The 25,247-nt window shown below is 65.5% G+C and carries 22 protein-coding genes; 5 read left to right on the top strand and 17 right to left on the bottom strand.

Translation table 11 applies throughout. The features are described 5' to 3' along the window. The first annotated feature begins 224 nt into the window (after window positions 1–224). From otsB to M2320_RS18980, 3 genes are read left to right on the top strand one after another with little or no spacing between them, the layout of a single operon-like run. Entirely contained in the window at window positions 225–989 is a 765-nt protein-coding gene (gene otsB / locus M2320_RS18990) for a trehalose-phosphatase (RefSeq protein ID WP_264598631.1), read from the top strand. After that, window positions 986–2,782, top strand: coding sequence for a glycoside hydrolase family 15 protein (locus M2320_RS18985; RefSeq protein WP_264598630.1), 1,797 nt, complete (start codon window positions 986–988; stop codon window positions 2,780–2,782). Before otsB ends, M2320_RS18985 begins: the two co-directional genes overlap by 4 nt. Further along, on the top strand, window positions 2,779–5,043 hold the full coding sequence (locus M2320_RS18980) for an alpha,alpha-trehalose-phosphate synthase (UDP-forming) (protein ID WP_264598629.1): 2,265 nt from the start codon (window positions 2,779–2,781) through the stop codon (window positions 5,041–5,043). The genes M2320_RS18985 and M2320_RS18980 overlap by 4 nt, the downstream gene beginning before the upstream one ends. 89 nt (window positions 5,044–5,132) lie before the next feature. Here M2320_RS18980 and M2320_RS18975 read toward each other — a convergent pair whose 3' ends face one another. The 5 genes from M2320_RS18975 to kdpA are packed head-to-tail and all read right to left on the bottom strand — an operon-like array spanning window position 5,133 to window position 12,978. Next, window positions 5,133–5,819, bottom strand: a complete 687-nt coding sequence (locus M2320_RS18975) for a response regulator (protein WP_264598628.1) — start codon at window positions 5,817–5,819, stop codon at window positions 5,133–5,135. Next, on the bottom strand, window positions 5,816–8,491 hold the full coding sequence (locus M2320_RS18970; protein ID WP_264598627.1) for a sensor histidine kinase: 2,676 nt from the start codon (window positions 8,489–8,491) through the stop codon (window positions 5,816–5,818). Before M2320_RS18970 ends, M2320_RS18975 begins: the two co-directional genes overlap by 4 nt. Before the next feature lie 3 nt (window positions 8,492–8,494). Next, window positions 8,495–9,094, bottom strand: a complete 600-nt coding sequence (gene kdpC, locus M2320_RS18965) for a potassium-transporting ATPase subunit KdpC (protein WP_264598626.1) — start codon at window positions 9,092–9,094, stop codon at window positions 8,495–8,497. 50 nt (window positions 9,095–9,144) lie between these two features. Continuing rightward, window positions 9,145–11,259, bottom strand: a complete 2,115-nt coding sequence (kdpB, locus tag M2320_RS18960) for a potassium-transporting ATPase subunit KdpB (RefSeq protein WP_264598625.1) — start codon at window positions 11,257–11,259, stop codon at window positions 9,145–9,147. 9 nt (window positions 11,260–11,268) lie between these two features. Further along, the gene (gene kdpA, locus M2320_RS18955) at window positions 11,269–12,978 is read right to left on the bottom strand and encodes a potassium-transporting ATPase subunit KdpA (protein ID WP_264598624.1); all 1,710 of its coding nucleotides are present in this window, start codon (window positions 12,976–12,978) and stop codon (window positions 11,269–11,271) included. On the opposite strand from kdpA, the gene M2320_RS18950 reads away from it, so the two are divergent. Further along, entirely contained in the window at window positions 12,977–13,246 is a 270-nt protein-coding gene (locus M2320_RS18950) for a hypothetical protein (RefSeq protein WP_264598623.1), read from the top strand. The genes kdpA and M2320_RS18950 overlap by 2 nt on opposite strands. Before the next feature lie 128 nt (window positions 13,247–13,374). On the opposite strand, the gene M2320_RS18945 is transcribed toward M2320_RS18950, so the two are convergent. The 9 genes from M2320_RS18945 to M2320_RS18905 form a co-directional block, all read right to left on the bottom strand. Continuing rightward, the gene (locus tag M2320_RS18945; protein WP_184425226.1) at window positions 13,375–13,566 is read right to left on the bottom strand and encodes a hypothetical protein; all 192 of its coding nucleotides are present in this window, start codon (window positions 13,564–13,566) and stop codon (window positions 13,375–13,377) included. 121 nt (window positions 13,567–13,687) lie between these two features. Continuing rightward, a complete protein-coding gene (locus M2320_RS18940) occupies window positions 13,688–14,530 on the bottom strand; it encodes a xanthine dehydrogenase (protein ID WP_264598622.1) in 843 nt (280 codons plus the stop codon). Between the two features lie 9 nt (window positions 14,531–14,539). Further along, the gene (locus M2320_RS18935; protein ID WP_264598621.1) at window positions 14,540–15,067 is read right to left on the bottom strand and encodes a DUF2478 domain-containing protein; all 528 of its coding nucleotides are present in this window, start codon (window positions 15,065–15,067) and stop codon (window positions 14,540–14,542) included. Between the two features lie 166 nt (window positions 15,068–15,233). Next, on the bottom strand, window positions 15,234–15,701 hold the full coding sequence (locus tag M2320_RS18930) for a hydrogenase maturation protease (protein ID WP_264598620.1): 468 nt from the start codon (window positions 15,699–15,701) through the stop codon (window positions 15,234–15,236). A 179-nt stretch (window positions 15,702–15,880) separates the two neighbouring features. Then, on the bottom strand, window positions 15,881–17,350 hold the full coding sequence (locus M2320_RS18925; RefSeq protein ID WP_264598619.1) for a Ni/Fe hydrogenase subunit alpha: 1,470 nt from the start codon (window positions 17,348–17,350) through the stop codon (window positions 15,881–15,883). Between the two features lie 7 nt (window positions 17,351–17,357). Beyond that, on the bottom strand, window positions 17,358–17,909 hold the full coding sequence (locus M2320_RS18920) for an NADP oxidoreductase (protein WP_264598618.1): 552 nt from the start codon (window positions 17,907–17,909) through the stop codon (window positions 17,358–17,360). 1 nt (window position 17,910) lies between these two features. Then, window positions 17,911–18,627, bottom strand: coding sequence for a 2Fe-2S iron-sulfur cluster-binding protein (locus M2320_RS18915; protein WP_210304243.1), 717 nt, complete (start codon window positions 18,625–18,627; stop codon window positions 17,911–17,913). Further along, a complete protein-coding gene (locus M2320_RS18910; RefSeq protein ID WP_264598617.1) occupies window positions 18,624–20,438 on the bottom strand; it encodes an NAD(P)H-dependent oxidoreductase subunit E in 1,815 nt (604 codons plus the stop codon). The genes M2320_RS18915 and M2320_RS18910 overlap by 4 nt, the downstream gene beginning before the upstream one ends. Window positions 20,439–20,689: 251 nt before the next feature. Further along, the gene (locus tag M2320_RS18905; protein ID WP_264598616.1) at window positions 20,690–21,250 is read right to left on the bottom strand and encodes a thioredoxin family protein; all 561 of its coding nucleotides are present in this window, start codon (window positions 21,248–21,250) and stop codon (window positions 20,690–20,692) included. Between the two features lie 265 nt (window positions 21,251–21,515). Between M2320_RS18905 and M2320_RS18900 the strand changes: the two genes are divergently transcribed. Further along, a complete protein-coding gene (locus tag M2320_RS18900; protein ID WP_264598615.1) occupies window positions 21,516–21,740 on the top strand; it encodes a hypothetical protein in 225 nt (74 codons plus the stop codon). Window positions 21,741–21,992: 252 nt separating this feature from the next. On the opposite strand, the gene M2320_RS18895 is transcribed toward M2320_RS18900, so the two are convergent. The 3 genes from M2320_RS18895 to M2320_RS18885 all read right to left on the bottom strand — a co-directional run bounded on the left by M2320_RS18895 (window position 21,993) and on the right by M2320_RS18885 (window position 25,134). Further along, a complete protein-coding gene (locus tag M2320_RS18895) occupies window positions 21,993–22,559 on the bottom strand; it encodes a hypothetical protein (RefSeq protein ID WP_264598614.1) in 567 nt (188 codons plus the stop codon). Window positions 22,560–22,735: 176 nt separating this feature from the next. Next, the gene (locus M2320_RS18890) at window positions 22,736–23,776 is read right to left on the bottom strand and encodes a hypothetical protein (protein ID WP_264598613.1); all 1,041 of its coding nucleotides are present in this window, start codon (window positions 23,774–23,776) and stop codon (window positions 22,736–22,738) included. A gap of 23 nt (window positions 23,777–23,799) precedes the next feature. Further along, complete coding sequence (locus M2320_RS18885) at window positions 23,800–25,134, bottom strand: TolC family protein (RefSeq protein ID WP_264598612.1); 1,335 nt, start codon at window positions 25,132–25,134, stop codon at window positions 23,800–23,802. Window positions 25,135–25,247: the final 113 nt, after the last annotated feature.

Raw genomic sequence — 25,247 nt, 5'->3', positions numbered from 1 at the left:
GGCCGGAGACATGACCGCACCCGAAATGTTCATACCACGCCAAGAAAACCCTTGATCTAGGGGCGCCGTCCAGACAGGACAGGAACGAATTGCGCTCCGAAATCGCGCATTTTCTGAAAGGCGCGGCGCGCAATTCGATCCAGTCCCCTGCGCAAATTTGGGAACTTTTTCTCGCCTCAAAACTTTCGCAGCTTCATCGTCGCTGAAACGAGAAGAAGGTTTCAATGGATACTGCGCGCCGCTGGCTGGACGCGGCCCTGCAAAATCCCGCCGCCGTCGCCCTGTTTCTCGATTTCGACGGAACGCTGGTGGAGATCGCCGCAACCCCCGACGGGGCCGCGGCGCCGGAGGCGCTGGCGCGCGTGCTGGAGCGGGCGTCGGCCGCGCTGTCCGGCGCGCTGGCGCTGGTGAGCGGGCGCCGGATCGCCGATCTCGACTTGCGTCTCGCGCCGTTTCGCGGCGCGGCGGCCGGGGTCCACGGGGCCGAAATGCGGCTCGATCCCGCTCATCCGATCAAGGCCGGCGAAAAGCTCGACGCGCGCGTGCGCGACGATGTCGCGGAGCTCACCGGGAACGATCCGCGCCTGCTGCTCGAGGACAAGGGTCACGCCATCGCCGTGCATTACCGGCTCGCCGAACAGGTCGGGCCGGAACTCGAACGCCGCCTTGAGCATTATGTCCGCGACACCGATGGCCTGCGCGTGCAGCCGGGCCGAAAAGTGGTCGAAATCCTTGGCGACGCCGTGACCAAAGGCGACGCTGTCAGGCGGTTCATGCGCGAAAAGCCATTTGTCGGGCGCCGGCCGATCATGATCGGCGACGACCGGAGCGACGTCTCCGCCTTCGACGCCTGCGCGGCGCTCGGAGGCGTTGGATTGCGGGTCGCCGGCGAATTCTTTCACGCCGACGAGGCGAATTTCGCTTCGCCCGAAGATGTGCGCCATTGGCTCGGCGCGTTCTCCCTTGTCTCGCCGGAGCTGCGCCGATGACGATCCGTCCTTCGCTCGATCTCGCCGTGATCGGCAACGGCAATATCGCCGCACTTGTGGATCGTTCCGGCGCGCTGGTGTGGATGTGCTGGCCAAGGCTCGACGGCGATCCCGTGTTTTGCGCGCTGATCGATGGCGAAAGCCCCTCGGACGGCTATTTTTCCATCGCCTTCGACGAGACGGAGACGACCACTTTCGAGCAATCCTATCTGCGCAACACCGCCATCGTGCGCACGGTGGTCAGGTCGGAATCGGGCGCGGCCTTCGCCATCACCGATTTCGCGCCGCGGTTTCCGCGTTTCGAGCGCCTGTTCCATCCGCCGACGGTGATCCGCCGGGTCGAGCCTCTGTCCGGCCTGTGCCGCATCCGCATCAAATTGCGGCCGCGCATGTCGTCGGGCGCGCTGCGGCCGCGCCCGATCGTCGGCAGCAACCACATGCGCTTCGCCGCCGAGGGCGGGTCGATCCGGCTGTCCACGGATGCGCCGGTCTCCTATATCGTCACCGAAGGCGCCTTCATCCTGTCGCGGCCGATCACGCTGATCCTGCACGCCGACGAACCGCTCGCCGATTCCATTCCCCGCGTCGGACGCGAATTCTTCGACAAGACCAGCGAATATTGGCAGGGCTGGACGCGCCAGCTCAACGTGCCCTACGAGTGGCAGGAGGAGGTGATCCGCGCCGCCATCACCCTGCAATTGTGCGCCTTTGAAGAATCCGGCGCCATTGTCGCGGCGCTCACCACCTCCATGCCCGAGGCGCCCGACGAGCAGCGCAATTGGGACTACCGCTTCTGCTGGATTCGCGACGCCTATTTCACCGTGCTCGCGCTCAACCGCGTCGGCGCCACCGCGACCATGGAGCGGTTCATCCATTACGTCACCAATGTCATCGCCATGGAGCAGGGGCCGAACCTGAAGCCGGTCTATGCCATCCTCCCCGAAATGACGCTGGAGGAGCGGATCGCCAAAAGTCTCGCGGGATATCGCGGCCATGGTCCGGTGCGCATCGGCAATGCCGCCGTCGACCAGATTCAGCATGACGTCTATGGCAGCGTCATCCTGGCGGCCTCGCAAATGTTTTTCGATGAGCGTCTGCCGACCAAGGGCGACGAGGCGCTGTTCGCCATGCTGGAGCCGCTGGGCATGCGCGCGCTGGCCCTGGCTTTGGTTCCCGACGCCGGCATTTGGGAATATCGCGATACGCTGTCGGTCCACACTTATTCCGCGGCGATGTGCTGGGTGGCCTGCGACCGTCTGGCGCGCATCGCGACAAAACTTGGTCTGCACGACCGCGCCCACAATTGGCGCGCCTCGGCCGATGGCTTGAAGGACGAAATACTTCAGCGCGCCTGGAGCGACGAGGCCGGCTGCTTTACCGGCCGGCTCGACTCCACTCACATCGACGCCAGTTCGCTGCTGCTCGCGGAACTCGGGCTGGTCAAGCCTGACGACCCGCGCTTCATCGCCACCGTCGAACGCATCGGCAATCTCTTGGGCGCGAGAGGTTATCTGTTCCGTTATGCGGCGAAGGACGATTTCGGCGAGCCCTCCACCGCCTTCACCATCTGCTCCTTCTGGTATGTCGAGGCGCTCGCCGCCATCGGACGCTGCGACGAGGCGCGCAAGCTGTTCGAGAAAGTTCTGGCGCGGCGCAATCATGTCGGATTGCTGTCCGAAGACATCGACCCCGACACCGGCGAACTCTGGGGCAATTTCCCGCAAACCTATTCGCTGGTCGGCATCATCCTGTGCGCGATGCGGCTGTCGAAAAGCTGGGAGGCGGCGCGATGACGGACGTCGCCCCTCCGGCGAAAAACCTGCGCCGGCAGATTGGCGGCGTGCTGAGGAGTCCGAAGGCGGTCTACGCCATTCTCGCCGGTTTTGCCGGCGTCATTGTGGTGCTGGCCTTGAGCTCGCTGGCCTCGCTGATCATCGACGGCTGGGTTCAGCGCGATCTCGACTTGCGCTCCGCCTTTGTCTTCCGCGCGCTGAGCGACAAGGCCGCGCATGCCGGCATGAGCGACCCCCAGGCTTTTTCGAACCAAATGCAGAAGACGGCTGACGAGGAGCGCATCTACGGCCTCGCCTTCTGCACGCGCGACGGCAAGCTGGCGCTCGCCACCCCCGCCATTCCGCAGTCGCTGGATTGCGCGGAATTCGCCAATTCGCGCGCCAGCGAAGGGGTGACCATCAAGACCGACGGCGCCAACGTCCGCTTCAACCGCTTCGCGCTCAATCTCGGCGGCATGCCCGGGCAATTGCTGGTCGCGCAAAATCTCGACGAGGCGCGCAACGGCCAGCGCGACGCGCTCACCTATGTCACAGCGGCGCTGGCCGCCACCGCCTTCGGCTTTGGATTTTTGACCGTGCTGATGGTTTCGGCTTTGCGGCGCAGCTGGATGTCGTCTCTGCGCGGCGCCATCGCCGAGAGTTTTCCGCGTACGCCCGAACAGGCGCCGGTGCACACCAGCGAGGGGCCAGCGGACCGGCGCATCAACGCGCTGCTCGGCGATTTGCGCGTGCGACGCAAATTCGTCCACGGGATTTATGTGCGCTGGTCGCCGGAAAGCCTACGGCAATTGCTGCTCGATCAATTGCCGGACGCGCAGGTGATGATCGTCTCCAACCGCGAGCCCTATATCCACAATCGGGTGAATGGCGAAATCCAGTTGCAGCTTCCGGCGAGCGGGCTGGTGTCGGCGCTGGAGCCGGTGATGCGCGCCTGCCGCGGCGTGTGGATCGCCCATGGCGGCGGCTCCGCCGACCGCGACACCGTCGACCGGCATTCGCGGCTGATGGTTCCGCCCGACGATCCCACTTATTCCTTGCGCCGCGTGTGGCTCTCGGAGGAGGAGCAGGACGGCTATTACTATGGCCTCGCCAATGAGGGGCTTTGGCCTCTGTGCCACATCGCCTTCATCCGCCCGATTTTTCGCGAGCAGGATTGGGCCATGTATCGCGCGGTGAACCAGCGTTTTGCCGATGTGGTGGTGGAGGAGGCGACCTGCGAAAATCCGATCGTGCTGGTGCAGGATTATCATTTCGCCTTGCTGCCGCGCATGATCCGCAATGCGCTGCCCAAGGCGACCATCGTCACCTTCTGGCATATTCCCTGGCCCAACGCCGAAACCTTCTCGATCTGCCCCTGGCGCGAGGAAATTCTGGATGGGCTGCTCGGCTCGTCGATCCTTGGCTTTCACACCCAGTTTCACTGCAACAATTTCTTCGATTCCGTCGACCGTTTTATTGAGAGCCGCATCGACCATGAGAATTCGCAAGTGTCGTTCGGCGGCCGCGAGACTCTGGTGCGGCCCTATCCGATTTCCATCGAATGGCCGCCGCGCGGCTTGCTCAATCAGCCCTCCGTCGAGCAGTGCCGCATCAATGTGCGCGAACGCTTTGGCCTCGCCCTCGACACCAAGATCGCGGTGGGGGTGGAGCGGTTCGATTACACCAAAGGCATTTTGGATCGCATGCGCGCCGTCGACGATTTGCTGACCCTGTCGCCGCATTGGAGGGAAAAATTCGTCCTGATCCAGGTGGCGGCGCCGACGCGTTCGAAACTCGAAGCCTATTCCGCGCTCGAGACTGAGGCGCACGCGCTCGCCGACGAGATCAATGCGAAATATGCGCGCAACGGTTGGAAGCCGATTCTGCTGCTGGTGCGCCACCACGAGCCGCCCGAAGTGTTCGAACTGTTTCGCGCCGCCGACGCCTGCGTCGTCTCCAGTCTGCATGACGGGATGAACCTCGTGGCGAAAGAATTTATTGCCGCGCGCGACGACGAGCGCGGCGTGCTGATCCTGTCGAGCTTTGCCGGCGCGGCTTACGAATTGCCGGAGGCGCTGATCGTCAATCCCTACGACACGCATCAGATGGCCAAGGCCTACGAGCGCGCCATGACCATGAGCGAGGAGGAACAGGCCAGCCGCATGCAGATCATGGTGGCGCAGATCAGCGAGCGCAACGTTTACAGATGGGCGGCGCAGATGCTGTTCGACGCGTCGTGGCTGCGGCGGCGGGAGAAGATCGTGCCGAGCGATAATTTGTGAAGCCGCAGACGAGGGGACTGGATCGCATTGCGCGCTCATGCCGTCGTCTCGGCGGAAAAGTCGAGGCGCGCAATTCGATCCAGTTCCCTTCATTCTCCCCCGCACAGGCGATAGCCGACGCCGGCCTCGGTCTGGATCAGGCGCGGCGCATCCGGCGAGGGTTCGATCTTGGCGCGCAATTGGCCGACGAACACGCGCAAATATTGCGTGTCCTCGACATGGGCGGGACCCCAGACCTGCGCCAGGATTTGCCGGTGCGTGACCACTTTTCCGGCATGGCGCACCAACACCGCCAGCAGGTCGAACTCTTTTGGAGTCAGCTTGACGCTCGCCCCCTCGCGGCTGACCAGCCGGCGCTCGAGATCGACGCTGAGACCGCCCGCGTCGAAGCGCAAAATTTCCTTTTCGTTGCGTGCGGCGTGGCGCAGCGCCGCGCGCAGCCGCGCCATGAACTCGCCAATGGCGAACGGTTTTTCCACGTAATCGTCCGCGCCCAGGTCGAGAGCCGCGATCTTTTCGGCTTCGCGGTCCCGCGCCGACAGCACGATCACCGGCGCCTGCGAAAACTGGCGGGCCTGCTCCAAAACCTCCTTGCCGTCCATGTCGGGGAGGCCGAGGTCGAGCACGATCAGGTCGGGCGCGCCCGTGGCGATCAGATGCAGCGCCTGCCGGCCGTTTTCCGCCGTGAGCACGTCATAGCCGCTGGCGGCGAGCGCGGGTTTCAAAAACCTTTGGATGGGGGCCTCGTCGTCGACCACCAGAATGCGCTTGTTCATGGCTCCGCCTTCATCCGGACGGCGGGGAAGCGCAGCAGGATGCGGGTTCCGCGCCGGCGCGCCGCCGGGCTTTGCGCCTCGATCGTTCCGCCCATGGAGTCCACCAGTCCCTTGCAGATCGACAGACCCAGGCCGGTGCCGGCCTTGCGTCCGTCGGGGCGGCCGCCGCGATAGAATTTTTCGAAAATGCGCTGGAGATCGGCGGGCTTTATGCCTGGCCCATCGTCGGTGACGCTGATCACCACCGTTTCTCCCTCCTGTCGCGCGTGAAGAACCGCGCCGGCCTCGCCGCCATATTTATGCGCGTTGTCGAGCAGGTTGAACAGGACCTGTTGCAGCATCTGCGCGTCGGCGCGGATGAACGGCAGATCGGGGGCGACGCTGGCGCCGATGCGGAAATTGGCAAAGACCTTTTTAGCGCGCTCGGCGGCGGCGCGCACGATTTCGGCGGGTTCGACAAAGTCGTGGCGCAGCTTTAACGCGCCGGATTCGATGCGCGACATGTCCAGCAGATTGGCGACGAAGCGCGAGAGCCGCGCCGACTCCTCCTCGATTGAAGCAAGCAGGTCGTCGCGGTCGTTTTCCGGCATTTGTGCGCCGAACTGGCGCAAGGTGGTGACGGCGCCGGTGATCGAGGCGAGCGGCGTGCGCAGGTCGTGCGACAGCGACGACAGCAGCGTCGACCGCAGCTTGTCATTGTCCTCGAGAGCGGCGGCGCGCACCGCCTCGCCGATCAGCAGCGAGCGGTCAATGGCCAGAGCGATCTGGTCGAGCAGCGCGGCCAGTTCGCGCTCCTGTTCCGGGGCGAGCGGATGGTCGGGGTCTTGCGGGGTGAAGCCGCACACCCCGACCGCGCCGCGCGGGCTCGACAGCGGCCGGAACTGCATGGGGAGATTGGGCAGCGTGCCGGTGCGCCAGCCGGAAATCTCCTGCTTGTCGAACGCCCATTGCGCGGCGCTGGTCTCGCCGGGGGAGAGTTCGCGGTCGGGCGGCCATGTCGTGCGCAACTGAAGTTCGCCATCCCTCGGCAACAGCACGGCGGCCGCGCCAAAAACCTTTTGCAGATGGGTGGCGGAGGCCCAGAGCACGTCGTCGAGTCGCGCCGCGCCGGCGAGCTTTCGTGAAAAATCGTAGAGCGCGGCGAGGTCATGGGCGCGTCGCCCGGCCGCCGTCGCCTGTTCGCGGGCGCGGCCCGCCAGCGAGCCCGTGAGCACGGCCACCACCAGAAACACCAGCAGCGACAGCACTTCCTGCGGCTTGGCGATGGTGAAGGTGTGCAGCGGCGGAATGAAGAAGAAATTGTAAGCGAAGAAGGAAACCAAGGAGGCGATGACCGCCGAGGACGGGCCGAAGCTCGCGGCGCAGGCGAGCACCGCCAGCAGGAACACCATATAGACGTCGGACAGGTCGAGCGCGGCCTCCAGGCCGGCGCCGAGGCCCACGGCCACAGCCACGGCGGCCAAGGCGGCGACGAATCCGGGCCAGATGTTTTTATGTGAGCCCAGGGCGACGCTGGGTTTCGCCCGCGGCGCTTCGGGGGTGTTGACCACGTGCAGCGCAATGTCGGGCGCTTGCGCGGCCAGCGCGGCGACGAAGCCCGATCCCGTCAGGCGTCGCCACAGGGTTGTGCGCGGCCGCCCGACGACAATCTGCGTGACGTTCTCGCGGCGGGCGAAGCGCAAGACCTCGGCGACGCCGTCGCGCGCGATCATCCGCCGGGTTTCGCCGCCGAGACGCTCCGCGAGCCGCAGCGCCGCATCGAGCCGGGTGAGCCGGGCGGGGTCCTCGGAGGCCCCGTCGGGCGCTTCGACATGGACCGCGATCCAGGCGGCGTTGAGCTGGGTGGCGAGCCGCGCGGCGGCGCCCACCACATTCTCCGCGGTTTCGTCGTCGCCGATGCAGACGAGCAGATGTTCCGAGGTTTCCCACGGCCCTTCGATGGCGTTCTGGCGCAGCCAGGCGACCATCTGGTCGTCGACCCGGTCGGCGGTGCGCCGCAGGGCGATTTCGCGCAAGGCGGTGAGATTGCCGGGCGTAAAAAATTTCTGCGTGGCGCGCTTCGCCGTTTCGGGCAGATAGACCTTGCCGTCGTGCAGGCGCTGGATCAGTTCGGCCGGCGTGATGTCGACCAGCACGACATCATGCGCCCGTTGCAGCACGCTGTCGGGCACGGTCTCGCGCACGGTGACGCCGGTGACGCGGCTGACCACATCGGCGAGGCTTTCGAGATGCTGGATGTTGAGCGCCGTCCAGACGTTGATGCGCGCGTCCAGCAAATCCTCGACATCCTGCCAGCGCTTGGGATGGCGGCTGTCGGGCGGGTTGGAATGGGCGAGTTCGTCGACCACGATCAGGGCCGGCTTGCGGGCGAGCGCGGCGTCGAGGTCGAATTCCTCGATGACGCGGCCGCGATAGTCGATTTTTTTGCGCGGCAGGGTTTCTAACCCTTCCGCCAGCGCCGCCGTCTCGACGCGGCCGTGGGTTTCGACGAGACCGATGACGACGTCGCGCCCCTCGTCCTTGAGACGGCGGGCGTTCTGCAACATGGCGTAGGTTTTTCCCACGCCAGGCGCCGCCCCGAGAAAAACTTTGAGGCGCCCGCGCCGCTCCTCTGCCGTCAGCGCCAGCAGCGCGTCCGGATCGGGGCGGCGGTCTCGTGTGGTTTCGCTCATGCCTTAGTGTAGCGCATCGAGCGCCAGATTCAGCGCCAGAACATTTACGCGGGGTTCGCCGATGAAGCCGAGCCAGGGCCGGCTGATCTGCGTCTCGACCAGGGCGCGGAGCTTTTGGGGGGCGACGCCCCGCGCCCTGGCGACGCGCTCGACCTGCGCGAGCGCATTTTTTGGGGACATGTCGGGGTCGAGGCCCGAAGCGGAGGTGGTGAGCGCGTCGGCGGGAAGCGGGGCTTGCCAGCCTTCGGCGCGCTTGGCTTGCGCGGCCGCGCTCACCCTTTCGATCAGGGTTTTGGAGGTCGGGCCAAGGTTGGAGCCCGAGGAATTGGCGGCGTTATAGGGCGCGTCCACGGTCTTGCTGGAATCCGCCGGGTCCGGCGTGCTGGTCGCGGAGGGGCGCGGCTGGAAATAGCGGTCGGAGGCGAAATTCTGGCCGATCAGGGAGGAGCCGACGATTGTGTTGTCGCGGATCACGAGGCTGCCATTGGCCTGGTTGGGAAACAGCAGCGCGGCGAGACCGGTGACGGCGTAGGGATAGGCGAGCCCGGTCAGCGCCGTGAACAGCAGCAGCAGGACCAGGGCGGGGCGAAGATGTTGGGTCATGGGTTCTCTCTCGAATGTTAGGCGTGAGGCCCTCCTAAGGAGGGCGGCCGTCAGGCGAGGTTGAGCGCCGTCACCGCGACGTCGATCAGTTTGATCCCGACGAAGGGCGCCGCCAGGCCGCCGAGGCCGTAGACCAGCAGATTGCGCCGCAGCAGCGACGCCGCGCCCACCGCCCGGTAGGACACGCCCTTCAGCGCCAGCGGGATCAGCGCGATGATGATGATGGCGTTGAAGATCACAGCGGACAGGATCGCCGATTGCGGCGAGGCCAGATGCATCACGTTCAGCGCGCCCAATTCGGGATAGGCGGCGACGAACAGGGCGGGAAGGATGGCGAAATATTTCGCCACATCATTGGCGATGGAGAAGGTGGTGAGCGCGCCGCGCGTCATCAGCAATTGTTTGCCGATCTCCACGACCTCGATGAGTTTCGTGGGGTCGCTGTCGAGGTCGACCATATTGCCGGCCTCGCGCGCGGCCTGCGTCCCCGACTGCATGGCGACGCCGACATCGGCCTGGGCCAGCGCCGGCGCGTCATTGGTGCCGTCGCCGCACATGGCGACGAGGCGGCCGCCGGTCTGCTCTTTTCTGATGAAGTTCAGCTTGTCCTCGGGCGTGGCCTCCGCCAGAAAATCGTCGACGCCGGCCTCGGTGGCGATGGCCGCTGCGGTGAGCGGATTGTCGCCGGTGATCATCACCGTCTTGATGCCCATGGCGCGCAAGGCGGCGAAACGCGCCTTGATGCCGGGCTTGACCACGTCCTTGAGGTGGATCAGGCCGAGCAATTCGCTTTCTGTGAACGCCACCGCGTCGGCGCCGACGGCATGCGCCTGCACGTTGCGGGTTTCGACCACAGCGAGCGGCGTGCCGCCGGACCGGCTGATGCGATCCACGGCGGCGCGGAACTCCGGCGGCGCCTGCTCGGACGACAGGCCGGCGAATTTCAGCACGGAATCCACCGCGCCCTTGCGCAGGCTTTTCGTTGAGAGGTCGAGGCCGGAGAGGCGGGTCTGGGCGGCGAAAGGGATGGCGCGCGCGTCAAAAACCTCGGGTTCCGCCAGACCGAAATCGCCCTTCGCCAGCGCGACGATCGAGCGGCCTTCGGGCGTCTCGTCGGCGAGGCTGGCGAGCAGCGCCGCTTCGGCGAGACGGCGGGAGTCGACGCCGGGCAGGGCGACGAATTCGCTGGCCATGCGATTGCCAAAGGTGATGGTGCCGGTCTTGTCGAGCAGCAGCGTGTCGACGTCGCCGGCCGCCTCGACGGCGCGGCCCGAGGTCGCCAGCACGTTGAAGCGCACCAGGCGGTTCATCCCGGCTATGCCGATCGCCGAGAGCAGGCCGCCGATGGTGGTGGGGATCAGCGTGACCAGCAGCGCCACCAGCACCACCACGGAGGGAACGGCGCCGGAATAGGCGGCGAGCCCGTAGAGCGTGACCACCGCGATGAGAAAAATCAGGGTGAGGCCGGCGAGCAGAACGGACAAAGCGAGTTCGTTCGGCGTCTTCTGTCGCTCGGCGCCCTCCACCAAGGCGATCATGCGGTCGACAAATGTTTCGCCGGGTTGGGCGGTGACGCGCACCTTGATCCAGTCGGACAGCACGGTGGTGCCGCCGGTCACGGCCGAGCGGTCGCCGCCGGCTTCGCGGATCACCGCGGCGGATTCGCCGGTGATCGCGCTTTCGTTGACGGAGGCCACGCCTTCGACGATCTCGCCGTCGGAGGGGATGATGTCGCCGGCTTCCACCAGCACCACATCGCCGGGGTTCAGGCTGAGCGCGTTGACGTTTTCGATGACGCCGTCGAGGTGGTCGCGTCCCTGCGGGTCGATCAGCCGCTTCGCCATCGTGTCGCTGCGGGAGGCGCGCAGCGCCGCCGCTTGCGCCTTGCCGCGCCCTTCGGCGATGGCCTCGGCGAAAGTGGCGAACAGCACTGTGAACCACAGCCAGGCGGCGATCTGGCCGGAGAAGAACGGCGAGCCTGTTGCGCTGAAATAGTCGCGCAGCCACAGGAGCGTCACCAGCGCCGCGACCACTTCGGTGACGAAGATCACCGGATTGCGCATGAGGGTTTTGGGGTTCAATTTCCGCACGGAATCGGCGGCCGCCTCGATCAGCAAAGCGGGATCGAACAGCAGCGTGCGGCGGGTTTTAAATTTGGCGGACATGGACGGCTCCTAGAAGGTTTTTCCGGCGAGCATCAGGACGTGCTCGACGATCGGGCCGAGGGCGAGGGCGGGGAAGAATTGCAGGCCGCCGACGATGAAGATGACGCCGACCAGCAGGCCGACGAACAGCGGGCCGTCGGTCGGAAAGGTCCCGGCGCTGGGCGCGGCCTTCTTCTTGGCGGCGAGCGAGCCGGCCATCGCCATCACCGGGATGACATAGCCGAAGCGCCCCAAAATCATTGAGATGGCGGTGGTGACGTTCCACCAGGGCGTGTTGGCGTTGAGGCCGGCGAAAGCGGAGCCGTTGTTGCCGGCCGCTGACGTATAGGTGTAGAGGATTTCGGAAAGGCCGTGCGGGCCGGCGTTGGCGAGGCTCGCCAGGGCGCTGGGCAGCACGGCGGCGACCGCGGAAAATCCGAGGATCGCCAGCGGCAGGATCAGCACCGCGAGCATGGCCAGCTTGATCTCGCGCGCCTCGATTTTTTTCCCTAGAAATTCCGGGGTGCGGCCCACCATCAGGCCGGCGATGAACACGGCGAGCACGGCGAAGACGACGAGCCCGTAAAGGCCGGAGCCGACGCCGCCCGGCAGCACTTCGCCGAGCTGGATCAGGAACAGCGGGACGAAGCCGCCCAGCGGCGTCAGGGAATCATGCATGGCGTTGACCGCGCCGCAGGACAGGCCGGTGGTGACCGCAACATAGAGGGCGGTAAGGGCCTGGCCGAAGCGCAGCTCCTTGCCTTCGAGATTGCCTTGCGCGGGATCGAGGCCGAGCGCCGCGAGCAGCGGATTGCCGGCGGTTTCGGCGGCATAGACCAGCGCGACGCCCGACAGCAGGATCACGCCGACCGCGCCGAGAAGCGCCCAGCCCTGACGTTCCGCGCCAACCGCCTTGCCGAACATCACCAGCAGCGCCGCCGAAACTGTCAGCATCGACCAGATCTGCAAAATGTTGGCGAAGGCGTTGGGGTTTTCAAAGGGGTGCGCGGCATTGGCGTTGAAGAAGCCGCCGCCATTGGTCCCCAATTGCTTGATCGCCTCCTGGCTCGCCACCGGGCCCAGCGCGATGGTTTGCTTCGCGCCTTCCAGCGTGGCGGCGTCCACCGCGCCGGCGAAGGTTTGCGGCGCGCCGGTCGCGACGAAAGCGAGCGCGACCAGGAGCGACAGCGGCAGCAGCACGTAGAGCGTGGCGCGGGTGAGATCGACCCAGAAATTGCCGAGCGTCGCCGCCGCGCCGCGCGAAAAGGCGCGGGTGACGGCCAAAGCGAGGGCGATGCCCGTCGCGGCCGACAGGAAATTATGCACGGCGAGGCCGGCCATTTGCGAGAAATGGCTCATGGTGGTTTCGCCGCCATAGGCCTGCCAGTTGGTGTTGGTGAGGAAGCTGATCGCCGTGTTGAAGGCGAGGTCGGGCGGGACGCCTTCAAAACCTTGCGGGTTTAGCGGCAGCCAGGCTTGCAGGCGCAGGATCGCGTAGAGCGAGGCGAAACCCAGCGCGGAAAACATCAGCATGGCCCCCGTATAGGCCAGCCAGCCCTGCTCCTTCTCGGGCGAAACGCCGGCGAGCCAGTAAAAACCGCGCTCCACCGGGCCGAGCGCCACCGAGGCGAGGGTGCGCCGGCCGTCGAACACGGCTGCCATATAGAGGCCGAGCGGCCGCGCGGCGATGAGGACGAGGCCGATGACGAGGGCGATTTGCAGCCATCCGTTGATGGTCATGGCGATGCTCCTAAAAACGTTCGGGCTTGAGCAGCGCTATGACGAGATAGACGCCAAGCCCGAGGGCGACGAGGAGACCGGCGAGGGGTTCGAACATGGCTTCGCCTCACGCGCGCGTCAGCGCATGGGCGTAAACCGCCATGGCGCCGATCAGGCCGAGGCCGAGGAGGGAGAAGAGAAGGTCAGACATGGGGTCGCTCCTGATGATGGAGCGAGGGTGGCGCTGAACGACGTAAGACTTCGATGCCGAAGGCGGGGCTGCGAATAAAGGAATGGTAAAGGCGGCTTGGCGCAAGCTTGGCCGGTTAGCTTGAGGCTCTGTCCTGTTTCTCTCCCCGACGATTGGACGGATTTGACGCTCGCCCCGGATGTACGGGCGGGCGTTTTTTCTGAGGGTCAGGCGTCGGGTGTTTTGCAGGGCGCGTCCCAGAGCGCGATGGCGGACTGAAGTTCGCGGATCGCCAGCCTGATGTGCTCGATCTCCGGGGAGACGCCGCCTTCGGACGTGTGGTTGTGCCGCAGTTCGGCCTGGGCATAATGCAAGTCGATGAACGCGCGTTCGATCGCCGCCTGAAGCTTCTCACGCATGGCGCCTCCGTGGATCCGAAGGACTATAGAGTCGGATGCGCGTCCGGCTTCAACCAACCAAGCGGTTGAAATTCGTAAACAATTCCTTTCCGGGCTTTGGTGAGCGCCGAGGCGCGCCCGCTCAAGCCACGGTTTTTTGCGCGCGCGCCGGCTGGAGTTCGATGGCGCGGACGCAGGCGTTGGCGAGCTCGCGTCCGCGCGCGTCCATGCCGGTCCAGCAGGCCTCGCGGCCGCGCGGGTCGATCTCGACCAGCTTGACCCCCGCCGGCGCGACGGCGCCGTCGCGGGCGACGCCGCGCAAATGGCCGTCGAACGGAGCGCGGATGGGAAAGCCGTCGTGGCGGCCGATGACGAAGTTTTTCGGAACCCACATGCCGACATCCATCGGCGTGCGCCAGACGCCGTCGCGGTCGGAATAGACGAAGCGCTCGCGCCCGACCCCGCCGAGTTCGCGCGCCTTGCCGTCGGCGGGCTCCGTTTCGCCGGAGGTCAGGACGGTGCCGGCGTGGGCCGGTCGGGTTTCTATGGCGATGTCGCAATTCACGCCGACAGCGAATTTCGGCCCCATGCCGATGGTGAGCCGCGCGAGGCGGCGGAAGTCCGGCGTGATCCGGTCCTTTTGCAGGCGCGCGTCGACCAGAATGTCGGCGCCGCGATAGGCGAGCAATTCGCCCAGGGACAAAGGCGTGACCGCCACGCGCGCCCGGCGCGCCAGCACGCCGGCGATTTCCATGAGATGTTCCGCCCGTTCCCCGACGACGCCGCCGACGGTGACGGGATCGTCATAGAGCGCGTCATGGAACGCCATGCCGCGCCGGATCACGGGAGGGAATGGGTCGTGGACCATGGCCACGCCATAGCCGGCGCCGGTGAGGGCGACGGCGACCGCCGAGGCGATTTCGCTGGTCCCCATCACGACCGCGAGCCGCAGGGTTTGGAAACCGTAGAGAGCGTGGGTGTTCATGGGGTCCTCTCAGGCGGCGCGGGGTTGCGCGAACATGTCGTTCCACCAGGCTTCGAGCGCCTCTGGCTCAGGCGCGATCTCCTCGGCGAGATCGCCGGCGAAGCGGAAAAAATCTTCGCGCAGGATTGGGTGCAGCGTGGTGACGATGGGAATGCCGCCTTCCAGCGCGCTGATGAAGGCGTCGCGCAGGCCGCCGCCGCCGGCCTCGAGCTTGCCGAACTTGCTGAGCGCGACGAGGTCCGCGCCGCCCGCGATCGCGCGCTGGGCTTTGGCGCAGGCCAGCGCCACACCGCCGGGATCGAGATTGCAGGCGGTGGAGCCCGGCCCGAGATTTTGGGAGATGTTTGTGCGCGCGCCCGTGGCGAGATCGATGAGAGCCAGCGCCCCGCAGGCGCCCGCGCCGGGGTCGCGCGCCTCGATCACGCCGGCGAGGCGAAGGCCCTCGCGCCGGCGGCGCTGGATGAAATCGCGCAGCAACAGGCGCTTTTCCGCGCTGTCCGCGGCGGCGATCGCGACAATGGTGGCTCTGGACGTCATCGAAAACTCCTTGTCGCCGATGTGCGGCGCAAGAAGCGGGCCAGAGGGGAAAGGAGGCGAAAAGCGTTATTTACTCGAAGTTCATATTCAAGTGTGATTAGGCCTTTTGGCGTGATGCTGTGTCATGTGTCGCACAAAATGTCTGTAATCGTCCGACCAGATGATGTCAGGTCAGCAGCGCGCGCCAAGCGTCGGCTGTCCGCTGCGCGCCCAGTTTTTCGAGGAAGGCGCCGGCTTGTTCCAGACGCTCCGCGCCTTGCGGCGACAGGGCTTCGCCGAGTCCAAAACTTTCGCCGCGCACGCACAACAAAAAGCTCGGCGGCGGTTCGGCCTTTTCGACCTGGCGAAAAACGTCGAGCACGGATTGTGGCGGCAGGGCGTGGCTGGTGTGGGTCAGGCCGCCGCTGGGAAAGATTTCCTTGAATTGGAACGGGGCCGGCGTGTCGCGGCCGGCGTCGAGGAACAGCGCGAGCTCGGCGCCGCGCAGGTCCAGGGCGTGTTCGATCTGGAGCTGGAAATCCTCGATGCAGGTCGTGCCGGGCCAGGCGGCCTGTTCCAGGCGGCGCAGCAGCAGCGGGCCAAAGGCGTCGTCGCCGCGCGATTCATTGCCCCAACCGAAAATGACGAGATGCATGTGAGACCAGCAAATTGGCCGTCATGGCCGGGCTTGTCCCGGCCATCCACGCCGGGCCCTGAGACGATAATCTGTCTGGAGTGATGGGCGACCGCATAAAGGTGCGTGTCTTCGCTCATCAACCGACATGCGGGGCGGCGTGGATGCCCGGGACAAGCCCGGGCATGACGGTGGTCTTGTTACCCCATATTCTTGCTGGCGCGATGCACCAGCGCGCCGTCGGCGTCCAGCAATTCCACTTGCAGCGGCATCTGGCCGATGGCGTGGGTGGCGCAGGACAGGCAGGGATCGTAGGCGCGGATCGCCACTTCGATGTGGTTGAGAAGACCTTCGGTGATCTCGCGGCCGGTCAGATACTGCGTCGCCACGGTGCGGATCGCCTCATTCATCGCCTGGTTGTTGTTGGTGGTCGAGACGATCAGGTTGCAATATTTGACGAGATCGTCCTCGCCGACGCGGTAATGGTGGAACAGGGTTCCACGCGGCGCCTCGATCACGCCGACCGCCTCTTCGCGCCGATCCCCCTTGTCCGACATCAGGTCGGTTCCGATGATATCGGGGTCGTCGAGCAATTGACCCACCACTTCCACCGCATGCAGCGCCTCGATCATGCGCGCCCAATGGAAGAACAGGGTTCCGTGGACCGGCTTGCCTTCGCCCATCGCGATCAGGTTCTGGCGCTCGGCCTCGGCCAATTCGCTGGGAATGCGGTCGCAGACCTGCACGCGGGCCAATGGTCCCACCTTGTACCAGCCGTTTTCAGCCCCCAGCGATTTGATGTGCGGGAACTTCATGTAGGACCAGGACTTGACCTCTTCCTGCAAGACCTCGTTGTACTTCGAATAGTCGACGTGATCGAAGATCTCCGCGCCTTTGGCGTCGCGGGCGCGCAGACCGCCATGATAAAGGTCCATTTCGCCGGCGGAATTGACAAAACCCATCATGTTCGATGGGAACTCGCCGAAACGATTGTAAAAATTGGGATTGGTCAGATGCAGTTTCTCCAGCATCTTGACCGCGCCGCGCGCCCATTCGGTCATTTTGGGAATGTCGCGGCGCAAGGTGTCGCGCTCCTCGACCGTCAAGGTCTTGTTGACGCCGCCGGGAATGGCGCCGGTGCCGTGCACGCGCTTGCCGGCGGTCATGCGGATGACCTCCTGGCCGAATTTGCGCAGCAGCACGCCCTGAGTGGCGATCTCAGGATGATCCGTAGCGACGCCGACAATATTGCGGCGGGTCGGTTCGGAATCAAAGCCGAGCAGCAGGTCGGGCGAGGCGAGATGGAAGAAATGCACGGCGTGCGATTGCACCATCTGCCCGTAATGCATGAGCCGGCGCAGTTTTTCCGCCGTCGGCGTCAGCGTGGAATAGCCGGCGATCAGGTCCATCGCCTTGACGGCGGCGAGATGGTGGCTGACCGGGCAGATGCCGCAGAGGCGCTGCACCGCGACGGGAACCTCCCAATAGGGGCGGCCCTCGATGAAGATTTCGAAGCCGCGGAACTCGACAATGTGCAGGCGGACCTGATGGATCCTGTTGTCGGCGTCGAGCAGCAGCGTGACCTTGCCATGGCCCTCGACCCGGGTGACGGGATCGATGGCGATGCGGCGCAACGTTTCCGGCCTTTCGGCGGTTTCCAGAGCGGACATTTGAGCCTCAATCGAAACGGAAGGATTGATAGTCCAGACGGGGCATGCGCCCGCTGATCAGATCGGTCAGATATTTCCAAAGGGCGTCGCCCGAGGGCGGGCAGCCCGGAATGAAATAGTCGACGCGGACGATTTCGTTGAGCGGATAGACCTTGTCCAGCAGCAGCGGCAGTTCGGGATCATCGGGGACGCGGGTCTGCGCGCCCGGCATGTCGCAATAGCAGCGCTCCAGAATGTCGCCGACGTCGAAGCGGTTGCGCTGGGCCGGCAGGCCGCCGGTGATGGCGCAGGCGCCGACCGCCACCAGCATCTTGCAGTTCTTGCGCAATTCCCGGAGGACGTGGACGTTTTCGGAATTGCACACCGCGCCCTCGATCAGCGCGATGTCGCAGGGGCCGCACTCCTTGATGTCGGTGATCGGCGATTTGTCGAAATCGACGAGTTTCGCCAGCTCCAGCAGGCGCTCGTCAATGTCGAGCAGCGACATGTGGCAGCCAAAACAGCCCGACAATGATGCTGTCGCGACTTTCAGCTTTTTCATGGGAGGACGCATGTTCATGTCACACTTCCTCCTTCACGCCAAAACTCTGGCTGATCGGGGCGTTGTCGTAGAGCCGCGCGCCGATCGGCTTTTTGAACCCTTGGCCCTTGGGCAGCAGCGCGCCCACGGGGCACACCTCCGCCGCCTTGTCGCCCTTGGCGAACGTGCTGTCGCCCAGCTTTCCGCTCGGCGAATTCACCACCAGATGCGAATTGCGGCCGCGGCCGGCGAGGCCGAACACGTCCTTGCCGTCAACATCGCGGCTGGCGCGCACGCACAGCTCGCAATTGATGCAGCGGTTGCGGTCGAGGAAGAAATCGGGATGCGAGGCGTCGACTTCACGCGGCTGAAAAAAGTGCGTGAAATGGTCGTTGAACATTTCGAGGTCGTAGGCGAGCGCCTGCAATTTGCAATTGCCGCTCTTCTCGCAGCCCGGGCAAAAATGGTTGCCCTCGACGAACAGCATTTGCAGCAGCGTGCGCCGGCGATGGTTGAGGTCGGGCGTGTCGGACTGCACTTCGAGTCCCGGCAGGGCTTTCATCGCGCAGGACGAGCCGGTGCGGTTGTTGACCACGACAATGCACAATTTGCAGGAGCCGTGCGGCTTGAATTCCGGGCTGAAGCACAGATGCGGAATGAAATGGCCCGCCTTCAGCGCCGCCTGCAGGATGGTCTCGCCGGGCTCGAAGCGGATCGGCTCGCCGTCCAGATTGAAGGTGTTGGGAATGTCGGTCACGCGTCAGCTCCTTCGGCGAGATGGGCGTCCAGATGGGCGTTGGCGTCGTCGCGCGCGGAGACTTCGCGCGCCCGGGCGAGGGCCGCGTCAAGGTCGAAGCCCGGCTCGAAGTCGCGCTTGATCAGGCGGCGGTCGAAGGCGGTCGGGAATTTCTTCATAATGTCCTGGAGCGCATTGGTCGCGGCGCTGCCCAGGCCGCAATGGCTCGACGTGCTCATCAGCTGCGAAATGCGGGTGAGTTCGTTGAACTCGTAGCGGGCGCCATGGCCTGAGTGGATTTTCTCCATGATGCGCGCGACCAGCGCCGAGCCGACGCGGCAGGGGGTGCAGAAGCCGCAGGATTCGTGTTCGAAGAAATGCGCGTAATTGAGCGCGGCTTCGAAGAGGTCGCGATTGTTGCCGAACACCATGAACGAGCCGGAGGTCGGCACGTCTTCAAACGCGATGCGGCGGCCGAATTCCTGCGGCGTCAGGCACTGGCCCGCCGCGCCAGAAATCTGCACCGCAATGGCGTCATAGGCGCCGGCGTCCTCCAGAACCTGGGAAACGCGCACGCCGAACGGATATTCGTAGAGGCCGGGGCGCTCGACATCGCCCGAGACCGAAATGATTTTGGTGCCCGCGGATTGGCGCGTGCCGGTGCCGGCATAGGCGAGGCCGCCGTGCAGCGCCACTTCCGTGACCTTGCACAGGGTCTCGACATTGTTGACCACGGTCGGCTTGTTCTTATAGCCGCAGGTGACCGGGAAGGGCGGTCTGATGCGCGGGTGGCCCGGCTTGCCCTCGAGCGATTCGATCAGCGCGGTTTCCTCGCCGCAGACATAGGCGCCGGCGCCCATGTGGATGACAATGTCGAAGTCAAAACCGGGCACGCCGCAAATGCTCATGCCGAGCAGGCGGTTGCGGCGCATTTCGCTGAGCTTGGCCTCGAGCGGGGCGCGCAAATAGGTGTATTCGCCGCGCAGATAGACGAGGCCTTTGCGGGCGCCGGTGACATAGCCGGCGATGGCCATGCCTTCGAACACGCGTTCCGAAAAACTTTGCAGCAGCACGCGGTCCTTGAACGTGCCGGGCTCGCCCTCGTCGGCGTTGCAGACGATATAGCGTTCGTCGCCGGGGGCGTCGCGGCAGGCTTCCCATTTCACGGCGGTGGTGAAACCGGCGCCGCCGCGGCCGCGCAGGTTGGACTTGCGCATTTCCGCCATCATGCCGGTGGGCCCGCAGGCGATCGCGGCGCGCAAGGCCTCGCCGGGGGCATAGGCCGAGCCGAGCAGCATGTCGGCGCGCTCGATATTGTCCTCGACGCGGAAATAATGGGCCGGCCAGTTGGCGAGGGGCGCTTTGGCGCGGATCAAGTCGCAGATTTCGTCGATGCGGCGCAGCGTCAGCTTGGTGATGGCGCGGTTGTTGACGAGAATCGCCGGGCCCTGGTCGCACATGCCGGTGCATGAGGTCTTGCCGACGCTGACCAGGCCGTCCTCGGAGACCACGCCGCGCTTCAGCTTCAGGCGCTTGAGCATATGCGCCATCAGCGCGGGGGAGCCGGCCATGCGGTCGGTGATGTTGTGCGAGAACAGCACGCGATATTTGCCGCGCGGCGTGTCGTAGAGGTGGGTGTAGAACTGCACCACCTTGGCGACGCGGGTGACCGGGAGGTCGAGGCTTCTGGCGATAAAACCCTGGGTCGCCGGCGAGAGCCAGTCGAGCGCGTTTTGCGCCTCGATCAGGATTTGCAGGAGATTGCCGGGGTCGCCGTTGAATCGCGCGATGATCGGCTCAAGAATTTCGGGTTCAACAATGGCTTCCGTCATGGGCGCACCCTGTTTTCCGCGCGGATTGGTCGCAGGACTTGCGGCGACGCGCCGCAGATGACGGAAGATAAGCGGCTGTGACAATTCCAAGACTTGATGAGGATCAAATCGGCGCGCCGCGCGTGTCATATGTTGGGACTAGAAGCCTGATTTCCATATTTTACCCGCGGCGGCGCGGTTTGTGGCCTTGTGTGGAAACATAGCTTCCGCTGAGGGAAGCCATGTTTCCACATCATGGCGATGGGAGGCGTTTAGCCTTTGTTTGGCTTCCATTTTATCGAACAGCCGATGGACGGCGTCTGATCCGGCGGGACCTTGTTGTTTCCAGAGATCGCCCGCATCGCCTCGACCAGCTCGCGCCGCGCGCCAGCGGGCGGCGGGCTGGTGCGGCCCTCGTCGAGGCGGCCGCGGTATTTGAGTTTCCGGTCCGCGCCATAGCCGAAAAAATCCGGGGTGCAGACCGCGTCATAGGCGCGCGCCACGGCTTGCGTTTCGTCATGGAGATAGGGGAAGGGCAGGGCGTGCCTTTCCGCGAAGCGTTTCATGTTGGGGAAGGAATCGTCGGGATAGGTCGCCGCATCATTGGCGCAGATCGCGGCGAAGCCGACGCCTTCCGCCCTCAGCGTGCGCGCGTCGGCGGCGAGGCGGTCGATGATGGCGAGCACATAGGGGCAATGGTTGCAGATGAAAACGATCACCGTTCCCTTTTCGCCCGCGACATCGGCGAAGGTGTAAGTGCGGCCATCGACGCCGGGCAGGCAAAAATCCGGCGCGGGGAGATCGAAGGCGATGTTTTCGGGGCTGGCGGCCATTCTGGACATTCCGTTTTCACCGCCCCCTGGCGGCGTTCCGCTAAGAGTGGGTCTTTGCCGAATCAGAATCAAAGGAAAAACTCTGCGAGACCGCGGCGAGAGTCCGCGCGCCTTGGCGGCGCGTCTATTTGATGTGGATCAATTAAGGTCGAAGGACCAATGGTTTGATCCGCAATTCTCGTGGATTTGTTCTTGCGGATGAACCTCTTGCGCGCATTTCACTTGGGCAGGCCTTGGTTTCGTGGCAAACTTAAGCTTCACGAGATTGAAGGGGCTGCCGGTGAGCAACAGCGATGACCCTAACGTGACTGAATTGATCGAAATCAATCTCTTGTTTGCTCAGATGGAGCTTTCGCTCGGCGCCGGCGATGAAGTCGCGACCCTGCGCGCGCTCGATCACATCATGGAAGCGCTGAAACTCTTGCGCGACGAAATGCCCGGCGTCTTGCCGGAGCGCGCGGAAAGCGGCGAGCAGCCCGACTTCGCGTGACAGTGAGTCGGATAGATTATGAGCCCGTTCGTGACACGGGCTCAAACTTTGCGCAGGGCGGACGTTCCACGGCAGACTGCTGAAAACCCGTGGCCCGCCCCCGCTCTTCGAGACGACCGCCATGGCGGGCTCCTCAGGGCGAGGGCTACTCGATTATTTTATATGAAGAAAATCCCTCATGGCGCGCAAGCGGCCGAGCCTGTCGAAGCATCGAACCCTGGCCATCGGAAGGGACTCGTTTAGCAGCCTGTTCTAGAGGCCGCCGACATAGCGAATGGGCTGGCCGTCCGAGACCCTGATGCTGAAGGCCAGCGGCGCCTGCGTCTCGTCCGAGGCGGTCTGAACCGCCGTCCGCTCCAGCGGCGACGCCTTCGGCGCGCTGAAGGCGAGCAAGCGTTCGCGCAGGCTCTTGTCGAAGGTCTTGGACGCCGGCGCGAATTTCCGCTGGTCGGCGTCGAGCACCACCACGCCCGCGCGGGTCACCACCGCGTCACCCGGTTGCAGGGTGGGGTCGTGCTTCAGCAGATAGGTGAGCGCCTCCTTGGTGGCGCCCGGCGCTGTCGAGTTGAAAAGCTGCGTGAATTCAGCGCTTTTCAGATAATCCGTGGCGATCGCGTCGCCGTGACTGACGACGACTCTGACGTGGTTGCGGATGGTGAAGCCTGATGACGCCTTGGCCGCCTTGGCGCGGCGCGGCGGGGCCGCGCGATAGGGCGCGCTCGCCCCGGCCCCGTCGGTTCGCGACGGCGGAAAGCCGAACAAATCTTCCCAGAAATTCGTCGCGCTGGCCGGCGCGCTCATGACGACAAGCGCGCTCATGGAAAAAAACGCGCCAGCAATCGAGACCACGCTTTTTGACAGACCGCCCATGTTCCACCTCATCCGCGATGGGGCTGAATCAAGGCCCCGCCCGGGCCTGAACGAAATCTTGCCCGCGCGGGTCCTCGAGACAAGGCGGAATCGGCCGCGTCGCGGTCACGATGTGGTGAGGCCGCTCAGTCGTCGTCCTCGTCGGCGCGTTTGGCTTTGGTCTCCTCGGTCAGCAGCGCTTGCGCGCCCACGACCACCAGCGCCTGGCCCTTGGGCCAGGAAGGGACCGCGTAGCCGCCGTCGGCGGTGGGCGTCGCCTCGTCGCCCAGACCTCGTCGCTCGAAGCGGTCGGCGCCGGCTTTGACGTAAATCCACGGTTTTCCCGCCTGCCAGACCACGGAGGCGGCTTTGATCGCGACGGCTTGGCGCGGCGGGCCTTTCGGCATCGCGGCGACCACGGAGGCGCCGGTCAGGGCGGCGGGTTGCGTCGGCATGAGGTAGAAAAAGCTGGGGCCGGCGAGCCGAGACTCCGCCTGGGTCGCCGGCGAGAGCAGGCGCGCCTCGACAGGTTCGCCGCCGGAAAGACTCAGGGTCGCGCGCGGCGGCGGCGGCAGGTCGGCGGGAAGGGTGAGCTGCACGAGCATGGACTTGCGCAGGGCGAGCTCTTCGGCCAGCGTGGATTGCGTCGCCAAAGCCTCGCCCAATTGGGCGCCCCAATCCTGAATGGCTTGGGTTCGCAACGCTCGGAGCTGCTCCCTTGCCGTCTCGACCGCGGCGCCTTCGATCCTGAGCGCGGCTTCGGCAATCTCGGCCTGGGAGGCCGCCGATGGCATGACCTTTTGCAGGTCGCGGGCGCGCGTCGCGGCGGCGCGCGCCGCGTCAAACTTGATCTCCGCCGTTCTGACCTGCTGTTGCGCCGCGCCGATGGCGTTGAACAGGCTCGTGAACCCGTCCAGCGGCTTGATCAGGCCGTAGGCGCGCGCCTGCGGCTGGTCGGTCGTCTCGGCGGGCGGCTCCGCGACAATGCCGCCGCGCTCCTGGTCGTCGTCATCGACGATGACCACGGCGGCGACGCCGGCTGGCGGGGCGGGGGGCGCTTCAACTTTCGCTTCGGCTTTTGGCGCGGGGGGCGTGCGCTCCCGCGTGAACAGATAGGCGGCGGCGAGCCCCGCGACGCACAGGACAATGACGACGATGCGTCCCTTCGTCTTCGCCTGCGTCTGCAAATCCGCTCCCTGAGTTTTCGAACCTATAGCGCGCTGTCGCGTGGCGCTTCAACAGCGGGGTCGATGGAGATCCGCGGCAGGCCGTCGCCGACAAGCGTCGCCAGCGCGGCCTGCCCGTCCAGCAGGGTCTGCTCCAGCTCCAGCGCTTCGCGCTCCAATGTGAACAAGGTGAGCTGCGTTTCCTGCCAGGAGCGATCGTCGAGCAGATTTTTGCCGTGGGCGGCCTCGGCTTGCGCGGCGAAGGCCCGCGCTGCGCGCAGTCGGCCCTTGAGGCCGGCGAGCTGGCGTTCGGCCAGCGCCTGCTCCGACAGCAGGGCGGTGATTTCGTTCGTGGTCGCGGCCAGCCGCGCCTCGAATTCCTGCCGCAGCGCGTCGCGCGTCGCGCTTTCCCGGGCGATCGCCGCCTCGTTGCGATCGAAAATCGGCAGCTCCAGCGTCGCTTGCGGGCCGATGGTGAACAGGCCGTTATTGTCGCGCCCGCCCGCGAGTCCAAAGGTCACATTCGGGAATTGCGCGAGCACGGCCTGGCGCAGGCGCGCATCCTGCGATTGGTAGCCGTAGCGCAGCGCGATCAGGTCGGGCCGCCGCTCCGCCAGATTTTGCAAGGCGTCGCGCACGCGCGCGGCGTTCAGCGGCGGCGCGGCGGCGCCCGCCGGCGACAGCGGCGCGTCGGGGGCGCGGCCCAGCAGCGCGTTCAGCTGGTGGCGGCGGGCAAGTTGCGCGCGCAAAAGTTCGTTTTCGAGTTTTTGCGCTTCCGCCGCCGCCCTCAGGTCAGGTGAGAGCAGGGCGGAGGGGGCGTTGCCCTGGTTCATCGCCGCGCTGGCGCGGGCGAAACGCGCCTCCACAAGTTTGCGCGTGCGCGAAATCAGGGCTTGCGCGCGTTCGCCCAGCGCGAGGTCGACGAAGAGACGGCGCGCGGCGCCGATCGTCTGCCATTCCCGCCAGCACAGGGCGGCGTCGAGCTCCGCCGCCGCATTGGCAGCGGCCTCGATTTTCGCGGGACGCAGCACCAGGGATTTGAGGTCTTGCGACAGGCCGAGGCCGTAACCGTTCACGCCATCGCCGCCGCCGACGAAAAAGGGCGCGGACACGCTGAGCTGCGGATTGGGCAGCGCGCCCGCCTGCGCAAGCTGCGCGTGGGCGACGCCCAGTCTTGCGCGGGCGGCGCGCAGATCGGGATTGTGCTCCAGAACCAGCCGGTCGAGGTCGGCAAAACTGAGGCGGCCGCCTTTTTGCAGCTCCGCCGGGCTTGGCGCGACGGCGGTGAGGGTCAGCGGGCGCGCACTATAGGACTCGCACCCGGCGAGGCCGCCAAGGCAGAGACCGGCCAGCGCCGCGATGAAAACAGGTCTCGTCATCCGCCCGGCCGGTTCAGGGTGATGAACAAAGCGTTAACCCGAACGCGCAGGACAAGGCAAGACGCCGCATCTGCGGCGCGTGTTCCTTAGCACAATTGCGAGGCCTGGCGCGG

Source organism: Rhodoblastus acidophilus (assembly GCF_025961575.1).
Classification (GTDB): Bacteria; Pseudomonadota; Alphaproteobacteria; order Rhizobiales; family Beijerinckiaceae; genus Rhodoblastus; species Rhodoblastus acidophilus_C.
The sequence above is the reverse complement of the archived record's forward strand: the minus strand, read 5'-3'. Positions and strand labels throughout refer to the sequence as shown.

Bases quoted from the DNA above. Each gene is read 5' to 3' on its own strand.
- M2320_RS18925 (WP_264598619.1), bottom strand. From the start codon at position 17,350: ATGTCCGCTCTGGAAACCGCCGAAAGGCCGGAAACGTTGCGCCGCATC.
- M2320_RS18910 (WP_264598617.1), bottom strand. From the start codon at position 20,438: ATGACGGAAGCCATTGTTGAACCCGAAATTCTTGAGCCGATCATCGCG.
- M2320_RS18980 (WP_264598629.1), top strand. From the start codon at position 2,779: ATGACGGACGTCGCCCCTCCGGCGAAAAACCTGCGCCGGCAGATTGGC.
- M2320_RS18920 (WP_264598618.1), bottom strand. From the start codon at position 17,909: ATGAACATGCGTCCTCCCATGAAAAAGCTGAAAGTCGCGACAGCATCA.
- M2320_RS18975 (WP_264598628.1), bottom strand. From the start codon at position 5,819: ATGAACAAGCGCATTCTGGTGGTCGACGACGAGGCCCCCATCCAAAGG.
- M2320_RS18985 (WP_264598630.1), top strand. From the start codon at position 986: ATGACGATCCGTCCTTCGCTCGATCTCGCCGTGATCGGCAACGGCAAT.
- M2320_RS18930 (WP_264598620.1), bottom strand. From the start codon at position 15,701: ATGCATCTCGTCATTTTCGGTTGGGGCAATGAATCGCGCGGCGACGAC.
- M2320_RS18895 (WP_264598614.1), bottom strand. From the start codon at position 22,559: ATGAGCGCGCTTGTCGTCATGAGCGCGCCGGCCAGCGCGACGAATTTC.
- M2320_RS18950 (WP_264598623.1), top strand. From the start codon at position 12,977: ATGGCGATGCTCCTAAAAACGTTCGGGCTTGAGCAGCGCTATGACGAG.
- kdpC (WP_264598626.1), bottom strand. From the start codon at position 9,094: ATGACCCAACATCTTCGCCCCGCCCTGGTCCTGCTGCTGCTGTTCACG.
- M2320_RS18940 (WP_264598622.1), bottom strand. From the start codon at position 14,530: ATGAACACCCACGCTCTCTACGGTTTCCAAACCCTGCGGCTCGCGGTC.
- M2320_RS18885 (WP_264598612.1), bottom strand. From the start codon at position 25,134: ATGACGAGACCTGTTTTCATCGCGGCGCTGGCCGGTCTCTGCCTTGGC.
- otsB (WP_264598631.1), top strand. From the start codon at position 225: ATGGATACTGCGCGCCGCTGGCTGGACGCGGCCCTGCAAAATCCCGCC.
- M2320_RS18970 (WP_264598627.1), bottom strand. From the start codon at position 8,491: ATGAGCGAAACCACACGAGACCGCCGCCCCGATCCGGACGCGCTGCTG.
- M2320_RS18945 (WP_184425226.1), bottom strand. From the start codon at position 13,566: ATGCGTGAGAAGCTTCAGGCGGCGATCGAACGCGCGTTCATCGACTTG.
- kdpB (WP_264598625.1), bottom strand. From the start codon at position 11,259: ATGTCCGCCAAATTTAAAACCCGCCGCACGCTGCTGTTCGATCCCGCT.
- M2320_RS18905 (WP_264598616.1), bottom strand. From the start codon at position 21,250: ATGGCCGCCAGCCCCGAAAACATCGCCTTCGATCTCCCCGCGCCGGAT.
- kdpA (WP_264598624.1), bottom strand. From the start codon at position 12,978: ATGACCATCAACGGATGGCTGCAAATCGCCCTCGTCATCGGCCTCGTC.
- M2320_RS18935 (WP_264598621.1), bottom strand. From the start codon at position 15,067: ATGACGTCCAGAGCCACCATTGTCGCGATCGCCGCCGCGGACAGCGCG.